At 47.9% G+C, this 13,354-nt stretch carries 11 protein-coding genes and 1 riboswitch; of the genes, 5 read left to right on the top strand and 6 right to left on the bottom strand.

Annotated features, from left to right (window positions below):
* Positions 1–6: 6 nt before the first annotated feature.
* From G5B47_RS06260 to G5B47_RS06245, 4 genes are all read right to left on the bottom strand, one after another.
* Positions 7–1,044 carry an ABC transporter ATP-binding protein gene (locus G5B47_RS06260; protein ID WP_165095738.1) on the bottom strand — a complete coding sequence of 346 codons (1,038 nt, stop codon included), beginning with the start codon at positions 1,042–1,044 and terminating at the stop codon, positions 7–9.
* Between the two features lie 34 nt (positions 1,045–1,078).
* Entirely contained in the window at positions 1,079–1,903 is an 825-nt protein-coding gene (locus G5B47_RS06255) for an ABC transporter permease (RefSeq protein WP_165095735.1), read from the bottom strand.
* Positions 1,904–1,909: 6 nt separating this feature from the next.
* Entirely contained in the window at positions 1,910–2,944 is a 1,035-nt protein-coding gene (locus G5B47_RS06250; protein WP_165095732.1) for a LacI family DNA-binding transcriptional regulator, read from the bottom strand.
* A gap of 341 nt (positions 2,945–3,285) precedes the next feature.
* The gene (locus tag G5B47_RS06245) at positions 3,286–4,077 is read right to left on the bottom strand and encodes a DUF2785 domain-containing protein (protein ID WP_165095729.1); all 792 of its coding nucleotides are present in this window, start codon (positions 4,075–4,077) and stop codon (positions 3,286–3,288) included.
* Positions 4,078–4,338: 261 nt separating this feature from the next.
* Here G5B47_RS06245 and G5B47_RS06240 point away from each other — a divergent pair, with 261 nt between their 5' ends.
* The 3 genes from G5B47_RS06240 (at position 4,339) to G5B47_RS06230 (ending at position 7,221) form a co-directional block, all read left to right on the top strand.
* On the top strand, positions 4,339–5,448 hold the full coding sequence (locus G5B47_RS06240; RefSeq protein WP_165096617.1) for an ATP-binding protein: 1,110 nt from the start codon (positions 4,339–4,341) through the stop codon (positions 5,446–5,448).
* 221 nt (positions 5,449–5,669) lie between these two features.
* A complete protein-coding gene (locus G5B47_RS06235; RefSeq protein ID WP_165095726.1) occupies positions 5,670–6,491 on the top strand; it encodes an SDR family oxidoreductase in 822 nt (273 codons plus the stop codon).
* Positions 6,492–6,606: 115 nt separating this feature from the next.
* A complete protein-coding gene (locus tag G5B47_RS06230; RefSeq protein WP_165095724.1) occupies positions 6,607–7,221 on the top strand; it encodes a TetR/AcrR family transcriptional regulator in 615 nt (204 codons plus the stop codon).
* Positions 7,222–7,265: 44 nt separating this feature from the next.
* Here G5B47_RS06230 and helD read toward each other — a convergent pair whose 3' ends face one another.
* A complete protein-coding gene (helD, locus tag G5B47_RS06225) occupies positions 7,266–9,683 on the bottom strand; it encodes an RNA polymerase recycling motor HelD (protein ID WP_165095721.1) in 2,418 nt (805 codons plus the stop codon).
* A gap of 348 nt (positions 9,684–10,031) precedes the next feature.
* Here helD and G5B47_RS06220 point away from each other — a divergent pair, with 348 nt between their 5' ends.
* Positions 10,032–10,271, top strand: coding sequence for a hypothetical protein (locus G5B47_RS06220; RefSeq protein WP_042205576.1), 240 nt, complete (start codon positions 10,032–10,034; stop codon positions 10,269–10,271).
* A 494-nt stretch (positions 10,272–10,765) separates the two neighbouring features.
* Here G5B47_RS06220 and G5B47_RS06215 read toward each other — a convergent pair whose 3' ends face one another.
* A complete protein-coding gene (locus G5B47_RS06215) occupies positions 10,766–12,139 on the bottom strand; it encodes an amino acid permease (protein WP_165095718.1) in 1,374 nt (457 codons plus the stop codon).
* Positions 12,140–12,273: 134 nt separating this feature from the next.
* Positions 12,274–12,354, bottom strand: a riboswitch (glycine riboswitch).
* A gap of 410 nt (positions 12,355–12,764) precedes the next feature.
* Between G5B47_RS06215 and G5B47_RS06210 the strand changes: the two genes are divergently transcribed.
* Positions 12,765–13,202, top strand: a complete 438-nt coding sequence (locus G5B47_RS06210; protein WP_328804469.1) for an isochorismatase family protein — start codon at positions 12,765–12,767, stop codon at positions 13,200–13,202.
* Positions 13,203–13,354: the final 152 nt, after the last annotated feature.

Genomic DNA, 13,354 nt, shown 5'->3' with positions numbered 1-13,354 from the left:
CCTTGATCATGTTTGGGATTCCGGGAAAGATATTGTTTTTGCAAAGCTGATACTTACTTCTTGGCCTTTATGAAGCTCTTTGACAAAATCGCGCGGCTGAAATGACCGAATGGTTCCATGCTCCTGCAAGTGGATGGACACTTCAGCGTAATGACCCAGCACCATAATTTGACTGATCGTTCCTGGAAGGCCTTGTTCCTCTTTGCCGTTTACGATTACATCTTCGGGGCGGACCGCCAGTTTTACGTTCCCTGTAAGCCGTTTGGAATTGGGGAATGTCAGTTGTCCCACGATCACCCGATCGGATGCTACCACCCCCTTTATAAAGTTCATTTTTCCGATAAATTGCGCTACGAAGAGCGTTTCGGGTTCATCGTAAATATGTTGCGGGGAGGCAATTTGCTCGATGTGTCCATGGTTCATGACGACGATGCGATCGGAGATCGATAGCGCCTCCTCCTGATCATGGGTGACAAACACCATCGTTAGGCCGGTACTCGCCTGGATCTCCCGCAGCTCTTCTCTCATCTCGTGCCGAAGCTTGGCGTCGAGTGCGGAAAAGGGCTCGTCCAGCAGCAAGACGGCCGGTTTCAGCAGCAGCGATCTGGCAACTGCGATCCGCTGCTGCTGGCCTCCGGATAGCTGAGTCGGATATTTGCGCTCCGCCCCAGGCAAACGGACGAGCTTCAGCACCTCGGATATCTCTTGTTCCATCTCAGCCTTCTTCATCTTTCGTATTTTTAAGCCGAACGCCAAATTTTCGTATACGGTCATATGCGGCCAAAGGTTGTAGCCTTGGAACACCATAGAAGTTGGGCGTTTTTCCGGGGGAGCCTTAATAACGCTTTTGCCTTCGATGAGAATATCCCCTGAATCCGGTTCGAGAAACCCGCCTATGCTGCGCAGCACTGTCGTTTTGCCGCAGCCGGACGGACCAAGCAGCGTAATCAGTTCCCCTTTCATGACATCGAGGTTGATGCCTGTTACGCCTTCCCCCGTTTTATAGCGCTTCGTCAGCTGTTGAATTGAAAGTTGAATGCCCATATTGGTCCCCTTTTTTTCTGATCGGATTTTGCCGTCATTTGATTTGGAATCCGCTGGCCATAATATCCGAGCTGACAAATCGCTGTGCGGCGAGCAGCAGAATGATCGTAGGCGCCGTTAGAATGATCGAAAATACAGCCCCAGCATAGGCAGGATAATCGGCGATGATCGAGTACATGATGATCGGCATCGTTTTATAATTGGGGACACCGACAAGAAATGTGCCCTGCGCCTCATCGAGCGAATTCAGAAACGTAAATATCGAAGCGACAAGAATGCCCGGCATCGCCATCGGAAGCGTGATGCTGCGGAATACTCGGAACGGACTCGCACCCACATCCCTTGCCGACTCTTCCTGGGCCGTATGAACATTGCGGAAGGCCGCCGTTGGAATCCAGGTCATGAACATGAGCACGTTGATCATATGAATCAACACGACCCCAGCCATCGTGTTCATTAAGTTCAGCTTGTAAAACAAAACCGCTATTGTCACATACAGCCCCATTTTCGGAAAGGCGTGTGTGAGCAGAAACGAGAACATGAAGAAGCGGCTTAGCGGGAATCGAATCCGGGCAAACGCATAGGCGGCCGGAATACAGAGGACAATAGACAGACCTGTCACAATCAAAGCAATCACAAACGACAATCCGATCGATTTGGCAACATCCTCTTGTTGAAACACGAACGTCCACCATTTCAACGACCATTCCTGCGGAAGCACGTCAGGATAGTTCCATTTGCCGGTGAAGGCCAGTATGGCCAGGTTCAACAACGGTCCTAGGAAGAAGATAACAAATACAACGAGGATGATGAATTCGACAATTTTCCGGGGACCTATAGCTTTTAAGTACCAATTCATTCCGAACTATTCGCTCCCTTCATGGCATTTTTTTAATCCAGTGGACTGCCGAACAATCAGCTTGGGTTCAAGTTCTACGTTATGCATCGGAACAGGCTCTTTTCGGATCAGCTTGTCCAATAACGTAAAGGCCTGAATTCCCATCTCTTCTTTTTCGACCCGAACGGTTGTCAGGGACGGGGAGTACATGGAAGCGAAATCGATGTCATCGAATCCTACGACGGCCACTTGCTCGGGGATGCGTACCGACTGTTCCAATAAAAATTTCATAGCGCCCAGAGCCATCATGTCATTGGTCGCGAATAAGGAAGTATAACCTCCCGTTCGAAAATGTTCCCAATACCGACACATCAATTCATACCCTTCCGCAAATGTGGATGTGGACGCACTCACAACGGACGAGAGCGAGAGAGAGGTTCCGTGTTCTTCCATGCTATGCCGGAATCCTTTCAATCGTAAATGATGACTGCGATGAGTTTGCGGCCCCGCGAGTACAAATGTGTTCCTGTGCCCAAGACCATATAAATAATCGGCTGCTATTCGCGCGCCCTTCTCATCTTGATTGACGATGTGGATATCCCCGTCCGCATGGTTTGAGCTATTGACCATAATGTACGGAACTTCGAAGTTCTTGATACTATCAATGACATTTTGTCCGATTCGGCTGATGAGGATGAGGCCGTCTACTCTTTTCTCGAGCATAAAATCGGCGGAGCGAAGCGAAATTTCATGATCGGTCATCACAAATACGGAATAATTCAGGTTTGTGGCAGACGTTAAGATAGCGTCGAGAATTTTGCCGTAAAAAGGATGAGCGGCAATAGGATGATACTCACGGTAAATGAGCACACCGATATTGTTCGTACGTTGCAGAACCATAGCCCTCGCTACTGCATTCGGCTTGTATTGCAATTCTTGTACGATTTTAAGCACTTTGTCTTGCGTTTCCGCGCTCGTATAGCCCTTTCCTGAAATTACTCTTGAAACCGTTGATTTGGACACACCTGCGCGCCGGGCAATTTCTTTAATCGTAAACTCCATGCTCATGACCTCATTTCTAATATGTGAGACCGTTCCCACATATAAAATATAACTTCGAATTGTTATCTCAAAATTATCCCTATACTAAAATATTATTAAGATCTGTGATCCATCTTACTAAAATGGATCATACGCGCCGGCGCAATTTTATTGGCGTCCCCACCACCGACACGGTGCCGGTTCATAGCTATTTGAGAGTGATACAGTTCTCCGTACCACTTTATAGGGCGAAGCTCTTCGACCTCTTTAAGTACTCTTCGATTTTTGAAGTCTACTATATGTACATCTAACTAAGCTAATAGAGTATCAACCTTAAACTTGTGAACAAAAACCATAAAAATCTATGCCTGTAGACGAAACGGATTGAAGGGCTTCTCCAGTTCCAGCAGCCGATTCAGTCCCATTCCCGTTTCTTCGAACTTTTCCCTCTGATCATAGAGCCTTGTGTACAGGCAGCGAAGGAAGTGCTTACGGTTTGTATTGAGAGTGTAGCTTTCCACACTCTTCGTTCGCGCCGGCTCCATCTGCCCCAACCATTCGCAAATCGTGGCAAAGGAAACCTTTTGACTCTGAAGCATAGAGACGATCGCCGTAGCGAGCCGTTCGTCCTCTTCTCTCTGATACACCTCAGCGGGTCTCTCGAGCAAGGTCTGCACGCCCGTCCAGATTTCGGCACATTCCTTCGCTCCCGCATAGCGGCTCATCGCACATTCATCCAACGCATCTGCAACATGCGCAGCGGCATGCGCCCATCCCTTGACCTCCACGTATCCGCGAAAATCGTCTTCCAAATGGCAATAGCGAACCAGTGCATTCAGAGCGAGGTCATAGCTTTCTCTAGTTAAGTACGGCTCCCGATTATCGTAGGTAAGCAACAGGGCGATCAAAAGGGAAGTAAACGTGCGCTTAAAGACGCTGTCCGTCTCCTTCTCCCCGATCCCGTAAAATAATCCGCTATCTGAAACGGATTGCTGAAGCAGTTCTTCCATTTGTGACTTCCCGATTGCGTTCTTCTCCAGCAGCCAATTGAACAGAGCGGAGTACGCTTCTTCCCGAATTTCGGAGTCCGGAGACCCGAGCAAGATCACCTTCTGCTGAACGAGCGTCCATACATCCTGTTGTTCCTCTTCCATTCTGTCGTTGCCCCCTTCTATTCCCATGTTCGTTTCTCATTGATTGCCATCTTCATCCAGAACCTCTTTCGCCAGTTCCCCCACTTCGATGATTTTACCATTAAATGACTATACAAAAAATATAGGCCTCAGTCCCAGTGAATTCAGGACCTTCATTTCATTTGGGTATTATTTACAAAAGGTCTATTGCATGTTATTATATATATGTAATTACGTAACTACGTATTTAAGTAATTCATTGAAAGGGTGATCCGTTTGACAATGCCTAGAGACTTCGGCGCAGAATTGGATATTTTAAAGAAGCAATTGGGTGATCTTGAACAGCTTGTAAGCCAAATCGCAAACGATAGCTCTCCCAGAGTTTCGCGGACCCGGACATTTGACAAAAATACCGTGTTAGTCGAAACGGTCAACGATGAATTGGATCTTGGCGGGGTCTTTTACTCAGGGCAATACAGCGGGGAGAAATGGCGGTTCAGATGGGAACCCCAAGAAAGACTTGTCAGTCAATTGCTGGATCTGGACGGCGAGAAAGTCGCCAAAATTTTAGCGGCGCTTGGTCACAAGCAGCGTTTGGACATTCTTAGATCGGTGTTGAAAGAGCCCCTTTCGGGTTCGGAAATTGTCGAACGTCTGAACATGGGGACAACCGGACAACTCTACCATCACATTAAAGCGCTGCTTGGAGCTGACCTCCTTGTCCAGGAAGAACGGGGTGGAATGTACTCGCTTCCCTCCCACAGAGTACTTCCACTCCTTTTGTTGCTAGCCGCGACTTCCGACTTGCTTGATACAAGCGACTATATAGAACTAGCTGAAACCAGAAACAACGCTAGTGCCTATTTGGGTAACACCCAGGATGCTTACGACCCTCACTATCTCCTCTGGGCAGTGTTGGAGAATTCCATTCTGGAACATCGGGCTGGATTCTGCAGCGAAGCAGGCATTTTCCTTCAAGGCGATGGTAGCGTCACAGTATCCGACAACGGGCGAGGAATCCCTGTTCAAGTCCTTCCGAACACAGAAAAGTCACGCGTGCAAGCCGTTCTCACCGAACTGAGCCATTATAGCACCAGCGACTCTTTTGTTGCTCCGGGGGGAGAAAAAGGGATTAACATTGCGGTCGTCAATGCTCTCTCCCAAAAGCTTTCAATCGAAGTTCGCCGAGAAGGAAAAGTCTTCAGGCAAGACTATAGACATGGAATTCCTCAAACGGGTTTGTTGACCGTAGGTATAACCAAAGAAACGGGAACAAGCGTTACTTTTCTACCCGACCCGGAGATTTTTAAATCCGCCTTTGACAAAAATGTTATAGCAAAACATGTCCCAGAAATTTCAGCAATTTATCCCGACCTGACCATTCATCTTTAATGAAACTAAATGTTTGCAGCTCAGCTTAACGAAACTATCGGCTAAAAATGCGAAAGGAGCATGCCTCGGCAGCTCCTTCGTTGTTTGTATTGATTTCCAGAAGTTGCTTACGTAATCATTTGACAAACGGATTACTGTATAATAGGATTAGAATGAACATTCGATCTAATCTGTTATTAGCTATAGAATGAATGTTCAATTTATACATTGGAGGTTTTATGATGAGCAAAACAGTCTTTATTACGGGGACCAGTTCAGGATTGGGTAAATTAACAGCGATTCGATTTGCGGAGTTGGGCTGGAACGTCGCGGCCACCATGCGTACACCCGAGAAGGAAACCGAACTTACGGCTTATGACAATATTAAAATATTTAAACTGGATGTCACCAAAGTGGAGCAGGTTCAAATGGCCGTGGAACAAGCCATAGCCGCATTCGGGAAAATTGATGTCGTCGTCAATAATGCCGGTATGGGCACTTACGGCCCGTTGGAGCTAGCCAAAGAGGACGCGATCGATTGGCAGTTCGCCGTTAATACGCGGGGGCCAATCAATGTTATTCGTAAATTTTTGCCACATTACAGAGCTAATGGAGGGGGCATGTTTATTAACATCAGCTCCTTCATGGGGATCACGACAGCAGTGCCGCTTGGATCGCTGTACAACATGTCCAAGTTCGCTTTGGAAGGATTGACGGAAGGTCTCTATTACGAACTGAAGCCGTTCAATATCGAGCTTAGATTGATTGAGCAGGGCGGGTCTACAGGAAATAATTTTAAGGAAAGTATCACTTGGAACAGGGATGAGAACATTAGAGACTACGATAATTTGATGGGGAAAGTGCAAAATGTAATGAACACCGCCGATACCAGCGGCCGTCTGGATGACCCTCAAATTATTGTGGACGCCATTGTCGCTCTGGCAACGGGGGAAAGCAAGAAGTTCCGTACCGTTATCGGCGCAGCAGGCAACGACCTGATGGCTCTTAGAAACTCTGTGCCGATCGAGGATTATTTAGAGACCATCGCTAAAAATTATATGTAACGATATGACAACCTTCTCCCGCTGCTACCATGAGGCTGTATTGACTGAAGAACGTATTAAGTATATTCTAGTTTAGAATGAACGTTCGATTTGATGCTGGGAAAGGAAGAGCTGAATGTTTGAAAAATACAACAAAGTGCAGCGGGCCGTCCTCGAAACGACTCTTAACATTATTATTCGGAAGGAATTACAGGCTACCTCAATGGCGCTAATAGCCAAGGAATCTGGCGTATCGACCGGGAACATTTATCATTACTTTCAAAGTAAAGAAGATATTGTAAACGAGTTGTACAAAGCAATTGTCACATTCAACGGAGAGTATGTGCGCGAAGGTTTATTGCAGGGCAGAACGATTCGTGAAAAGTTCGAATTAGGTTGGAATCGGGTTGTCGAATTGGGTGAAAAATATCCACAGGGCTTTCAATTTATTGAGCAGTATTCGTTCTCGCCTTACATTTATGATGAGGTGAAGCAGGCAGTCTATACAGATGGCTGGTGCGGGCCTATGAACAAGTTGTATGAAGAAGCTATTCAGCAGAAGTTGTTTATCCCCATGAATCCGAAGCTGATGGTACAGATGCATTACGGGACATTAGTTTATATTTTGAAAGCCCATCTGCAAGGGATCTTCGAATTAACCAGCGACAGCGTGCATGAAGTCATCCGTTCCTGTTGGAAGGCTGTGAAGCTCGAGGATGATAAGGTTCAGCTTAACGGAACTATCGGCTAAAAAAATGCGAAAGGAGCATGCCTCGGCAGCTCCTTCGTTGTTTATTATTGCTCTATCTCATACAAGGACTTATCCATTGCCTGCATGAATGGGGTCCAATCTCCTGCTGCGTACAGCAGAAGCCGATGCATGGCACGCGTACACGCGGTATAAAATAGCTTGCGCTCGCTCTCCCGATGATACGTCTGAGAAGAGGCGTCATAGATGAGAACGGCGTCGAATTCAACGCCCTTGGCGAGGTACACGGGGATTATTAATGTTCCCTTCTCGAAGGTGGGCGTGCTCTTCGTCACAAGCTTCAACCCCTCGCATCCCTGAGCCGTCAGTAGATCGTAAGCTTCTTTGCTTTCGGCCGCTGTCTTCGTAATGACGCCGATGGAGGCGAAGCCTTCCGCCTGAAGCGCCGCGAGATGCTCCGCTATTCGCGCTGCCCGCTTCTCGCCGTCGCCCGCCTTAGAGAGGAGCGGTTTCCTGCCGCTTCGTTCAAAGGGTACGATCTCCTTGGCGTTCGGCAGCAGAGACCTCGTGAATTCCACAATCTCGCGGGTTGACCGATAGCTGCGAACGAGGCGGAACAAGCTCGTTTCAGCTTCGCCGTACAGCCGGATAAGCGGCGACTCTTCACCGTACAGCTCCGTGGCCTGAGCAAAGATGGCCTGACCGAAATCGCCAAGCACCGTCATGCGAGCACGGGGGAACATTTTTTTGAGGAACTCGTATTGAAACATCGAATAATCCTGACCCTCATCGACGAATATATGCCGGATCTCCGTGTTCGTCCGAACGCCCTCGATGAGCTCTTTTAAATACAGGTACGGTGTCGCATCTTCATAGAACAGTTGGAGCCGGCCAAGCTTCTCCTTGGTCTGTTCACAGATTTCCGGCCAAAGCGAAGGAATTTCAGCTTCCTTCGTCATCTTTTTATAAGCATCCTCTTCTTCGAACAATTGAATGTACAGCTGGGCCATATCGATGAACAACAACCGCTTCACGCTTCGCTTCAGCGGCTTAAACTGCTCCTTCACGATCATCCGGCGCAGTAGCTCTTCCTCCCGCTCGGCATAGTCGAAATCGCCCTCGTCCGGTCTGCCCTTGCCGTCCAGTCTTTCGCGGACCTCTTCATACTGCTCGGCAAAGTCAAACACGCCCCTCTCCTTGTGCAGAGCATGATACGCTTCGGCGTACTGATCCTTGTCAAGATAATCGAGCTCCTCCTGCACCCAAAGCGCCTCACGTTCCTTGCTTTCCAGCAGGTTCAACTCACGCAGCAGCCACTCCTGCAGCATAATAATGCGATTGGTCATGCGAATGGAGGGATCATAGCTATAAAATGTGGATTCTATTTGCTTGGCCGTGATCAAATCGCGGTCCCGAAAGCGGATGCTTGAGAAGCGCATGCCCTGCTGCTCCAGCCACTGCGCATAATTCTGGAGAGCTTGCAGAAAGTCTGCGGATGCCTTGTACTCCATCCCTTTCATCCGGGCGGCATACCCTTGGCTTGATGCTTCTGTCAGCACGTATTCGATCTGGTCAAAGGGGTCCTCTACACGGAACGTCCCGCCAAGCCAGTGGTCCAGATATTCCTGGAAGGTCGTCTGCTGCATGTTTTCTTCACCGAGCTCGGGAAGAACGGTAGATACATAGCTGTTAAACATCGGATTCGGTGAAAAAAGAACGATTTGGTCCGCCTTGAGCCGCTCGCGGTGCTTATACAGCAGATACGCTACCCGCTGCAGCGCCGCCGAGGTTTTCCCGCTGCCGGCTGCCCCCTGCACGATGAGCATCCGGTTTTTGTCATCACGGATAATGGCGTTCTGCTCCTTTTGGATCGTCGCGACGATGCTCTTCATCTGATTGTCCGCACCCTTGCCGAGCACCTGCTGCAGCAATTCATCGCCGATCGTTACGCTCGTGTCGAACACGTTCTGCAGCACCGCCTCGCGGATCTGATACTGCCGTTTCAGCTTCATCGTCCCCGAGATGGCTCCATCCGGCGTGTCATATCCGGCCGCTCCCGGAGAATAATCGTAGTACATGCTCGCGATTGGAGTACGCCAGTCATAAACCAGGAAACTCATGCCGTCAGAATCGACGAAGGATGACACACCGATGTAGACCTGCTCGGTAGAGCTCAAGCCATCCTCGTGGAAATCGATGCGCCCAAAGTAGGGTGATGCCAGCAACCGTTTCATGTTTTTCCACTGCTGTACGCGCTGCCGGTGGCTTCGCTCCCGTTCGGACAATAACGCTTCTTGCTGCCTGATACTGTAGAAGGTCTCTTCAAAATCTTCGTCCGTGCTCGTGTTGACCGTTACTTCCTCCCAAAATTGCTTACGGATATCCACCGCCTGATTGTGCAGCCCCTCCACTTCCGGCGCCAGTTCAGCGATTCTCGCTTGCAGCTTTTCAGTAACCAGCTCCAGCCGCTCCTGCTCTTGCTTCCAATCCTCCGCGCTTATCATCTTCCTGCATGCACTCCTTCATTCGAATTTGAAGAAAAAGAAAGTTTGACAAACCGTAATGTCGTGTGGTAAGATTAAAGTGTAAATAAGATGGGTTAACTTTGCAATTATTTAAATTAAAATCAGCAGTTCTTCAATCATAGCATAGTGCTTCTTTGTGCGCAAACTTTATTTATGCATAGTTGAACCCCCGGCGGGATTGCCGGGGGTTTTTTGATTTAACTCATGCGCCGCTCGTCGAAAAGCACGTTTAAAATCAGATGACGAAGGACGGATCACTGTTGACATTTTATGGGGGATACTGTATAAATTCAAAGCCAATACGAAAGACAGAACAGGAGGATCTGCATGCACAGAGTGATCAAAATCAGATTTACCCTCTTTTACGGTGAAGCGCCTGAAGCAAAATGTTACGGGTACATGGAATTGAATCAGGATGGCAATATGATCGCGCTCTACAATAGGTACGGTGAGGAAATAGACATGTATGGCGGACATGAGTATGTCAGGGTACGGACACTTGGCAAATTTGATGACGAAGACCGTGATAATTTTTATTCCTTGTTAGAAAGTGATGGTGTGGGATAATCTGCACGATAGGCTGACGATTCCGGTGCCAAGGCACTACGAAAAGTCAAATTTATCAATTTCAAATAGTTAAAAAAGAAATTTCAGACTTGCCTTAGTTCCCGCTGGTTGTGTTCTCAATCTCAATTGTTCCTAGCCGCAATTAAGGCTCTTGTCCTCTTACACCCTTGTGAGAATCCTTTAGAATAAGGATTCTCACAAGGGAAGTTTTACGTTAATCACACTTAAACAATTAAATTACTTATTTTTCTTTTGAAAAAGAAAAATGTAAATGACATTCTGTTCGCTTTCCTTTTGTTCTTGGTGGGTCTTGGATCGACTACGGCTAGACACGAAAGAATCACTTCCATTTTGGATTTCGTCTGCCGGGGCTGCGCTGTTTTGTAACTAATTATCTTTTGTAAAGTCCCGATTATAGCAAAAAAGCCGCCTTTCTCGGAGCAGAAAAAAACGCACCGACTCCACGAGAAGTCAATGCGTTCCTAACAGCAAATCTATTTGATGTTCGTCGCTATATTGCTGCTTTTTTCCCTTTTGCTTCTATTGGGGTACAGCATAAATAACAGAACAAACCACAGAGGGGTAAACAATAACGCCGGACGTGTCTCTTTGGCAAACAGCATAATGATGAGTATCCCGGCAAACAACGCTAAGACCACATAGTTAATAAATGGCGTAAAGGGTGCCTTGAATTTGGATTGAGCCTGTAATTCCGGCCGGGTCTTCTTATACCGGATATGGCAGACGAGCACGACGCCCCAGACCCAAATGAAACAAATGGCACTTATCGTTGTCACGATTCCAAACGCCTGCTCCGGAATAAGTTTGCTGAGTAGAGCGCCCGCCGATATGACAAGCGTGGAGATGAATAACGAATTCCCGGGCACATGATTTTTATTCAATTTGGAAAAATGAGGAGACGCCTGGTTGTTCTTGCTCAAGTTATAAAGAATCCGGCTTGTAGAGAACATCCCGCTGTTGCATGCGGAAGCGGCTGAAGTTAATACGACGAAATTGATAATCCCTGCGGCAATCGGAATCCCTACTAAAGTAAAGGTTTTAACAAAAGGACTTTCAGCCGGACTGAGCTCCGTCCATGGGTTAATGCAGAGCAGGACGAACAGCGCGCCCACGTAGAAAAATAGAATCCGTAGAGGAATTTTATTGATCGCCGATGGGATATTTTTTTCCGGATTGGAGGTTTCCGCTGCCGATACCCCAACCAATTCCACACCGACATAGGCGAATACCACCATTTGAAAGGAAAATAAGAAACCTGAAATGCCGTTCGGAAAAACGCCCCCGTGTTCCCAGAGATTTTTTACCGTGACCGATCCTGCATCCGTCTTGAATCCCATGACCAGCAAAACAACCCCGATGCCAATTAAGGCAAGAATCGTGATCACTTTGATTAACGCAAACCAAAATTCCAGTTCTCCGAAATTTTTTACCGTTAACAGGTTGAGCCCTAATAAAATGATTAAGCAGAAGATAGCAGGTACCCACTGCGGGATATCGAACCAATATTGTACATATACGCCAACCGCAATTACATCAGCCATAGCCGTCATGATCCAGCAAAACCAATAGGTCCAACCGGTTATAAACGCGGCCCGAGATCCAAGATAGTCTTCCGCAATATCCGTAAACGATTGATAACCTGCTTTAGACAACAGGAGTTCTCCTAGCGCTCTCATCACGAAAAACACGGCGATCCCCACGATGATGTACGTAAGCATGATGGATGGGCCTGCCTGTTGAATCGCTTTTCCCGATCCCAAGAACAATCCCGTACCAATGGTGCCGCCGATCGCGATGAGTTGAACATGCCGATTTGCTAGCTCTCTCTTTAATTCTGGTTGTGCCATACCTAGTTCCCCCTTATGAATGCAATACATTGGTGCCAATAAAAAAAGAGATTGGATGTCCTCCAATCTCCCGGTTCATAAGAATATCGAATAATACTTATCCTGCTTACAACGATCAGCATAACAAATACATTCAGTACTCTTCTGTCCTTTTGCCTGAGATTGTGAACCCTTCGGCGCCGCGGATTTCCCGCGGTCTCTCCAGAAGCTGCTCCTGCTATAGTGTGCCCATAGCAATCATAGCTTGCTAACTATTAAGTTAATTAAGCGGTAATGCCTTCTGATATTTTAACATATTACTTGCGATGTAAGTATTTAAACAGTGATAAAAGTCACAATGTCTTTCCTAGCCCTCTTGGGTTTAAGGCTGCGCCCTGTTAAAAGTGAGGTTACTTGTGGCAGGGTTCTCTGTGGATCAATCCCGTTCAGATAGGACAATCTGCTTTAACTGGATGACCAAGCTCTTAAGCTCCTGCAAGAATTATTATTTCGTTTTCCTCAGACAGCCTTAATCGTAATTGATTTGCAAAAATGACTTGGAACCCGCTATGCCCCTCATTCAGCTGAGCAAGTCGTCAGCCGTGCCGCCTCCATGGTGAAGGCGTTCTGAAACGCAGGTGCATTCGTGGGGCTCGTACGCGTATCCAGCAAGGACTTCAAGGATATGCCGCGTCCTTTACTGGACCAAGCTCCTCCTGCAATGAACCTGCCACCCGGCTGGGATGAAATTGTGCCAGAGATCGGTGTCATAGACACCGACCACGTGATTACAAAGCGCCAATGGGGTGCCTTCCATGCGGCGGACCTGGATCAGCAGTTGCGCCGGCGTGGCATTACGACGATCGTCCTTTGCGGCATTGCTTCAGGTATTGGTGTGGATACCACAGCGCGAGAAGCCTTCGCCCACGGGTATCAGGTGATTTTTGCGATAGACGCCATGACCGGCTTCAGTGAGGCGGAGCATGAGTATGTGCGTTCCGTGATCTTCCCGCGGCTTGGCAGAATTCGCACGACGGCGGACATTCTAGCCTGTGCCGCCCTTCACTCTTCCACTCCTGATTGAAGCAGCTATCGGAATCAGAGCCAGGCATCCTTAGGGAAAAATAATATAAAGGCGGCCCCTGCGGTTTCATACGGGTAGCGGGGTAAAACTTCTCTGCCCGAGGGGCAGGGGCAACGAATGAAGTAGACTTGTCTGCAACCTCGGCGGGTTCA

Source organism: Paenibacillus apii (assembly GCF_011043685.1).
GTDB classification, from domain to species: Bacteria; Bacillota; Bacilli; order Paenibacillales; family Paenibacillaceae; genus Paenibacillus_AQ; species Paenibacillus_AQ sabinae.
Note: the sequence above shows the minus strand (reverse complement) of the source record. Positions and strands in the feature narration are given on the sequence as shown.

What these genes read in the sequence shown, in the direction of transcription:
- G5B47_RS06260 (WP_165095738.1), bottom strand. Translation starts at nt 1,044, where the DNA reads ATGGGCATTCAACTTTCAATTCAACAGCTGACGAAGCGCTATAAAACG.
- G5B47_RS06255 (WP_165095735.1), bottom strand. Translation starts at nt 1,903, where the DNA reads ATGAATTGGTACTTAAAAGCTATAGGTCCCCGGAAAATTGTCGAATTC.
- G5B47_RS06250 (WP_165095732.1), bottom strand. Translation starts at nt 2,944, where the DNA reads ATGGAGTTTACGATTAAAGAAATTGCCCGGCGCGCAGGTGTGTCCAAA.
- G5B47_RS06245 (WP_165095729.1), bottom strand. Translation starts at nt 4,077, where the DNA reads ATGGAAGAGGAACAACAGGATGTATGGACGCTCGTTCAGCAGAAGGTG.
- G5B47_RS06240 (WP_165096617.1), top strand. Translation starts at nt 4,339, where the DNA reads ATGCCTAGAGACTTCGGCGCAGAATTGGATATTTTAAAGAAGCAATTG.
- G5B47_RS06235 (WP_165095726.1), top strand. Translation starts at nt 5,670, where the DNA reads ATGAGCAAAACAGTCTTTATTACGGGGACCAGTTCAGGATTGGGTAAA.
- G5B47_RS06230 (WP_165095724.1), top strand. Translation starts at nt 6,607, where the DNA reads ATGTTTGAAAAATACAACAAAGTGCAGCGGGCCGTCCTCGAAACGACT.
- helD (WP_165095721.1), bottom strand. Translation starts at nt 9,683, where the DNA reads ATGATAAGCGCGGAGGATTGGAAGCAAGAGCAGGAGCGGCTGGAGCTG.
- G5B47_RS06220 (WP_042205576.1), top strand. Translation starts at nt 10,032, where the DNA reads ATGCACAGAGTGATCAAAATCAGATTTACCCTCTTTTACGGTGAAGCG.
- G5B47_RS06215 (WP_165095718.1), bottom strand. Translation starts at nt 12,139, where the DNA reads ATGGCACAACCAGAATTAAAGAGAGAGCTAGCAAATCGGCATGTTCAA.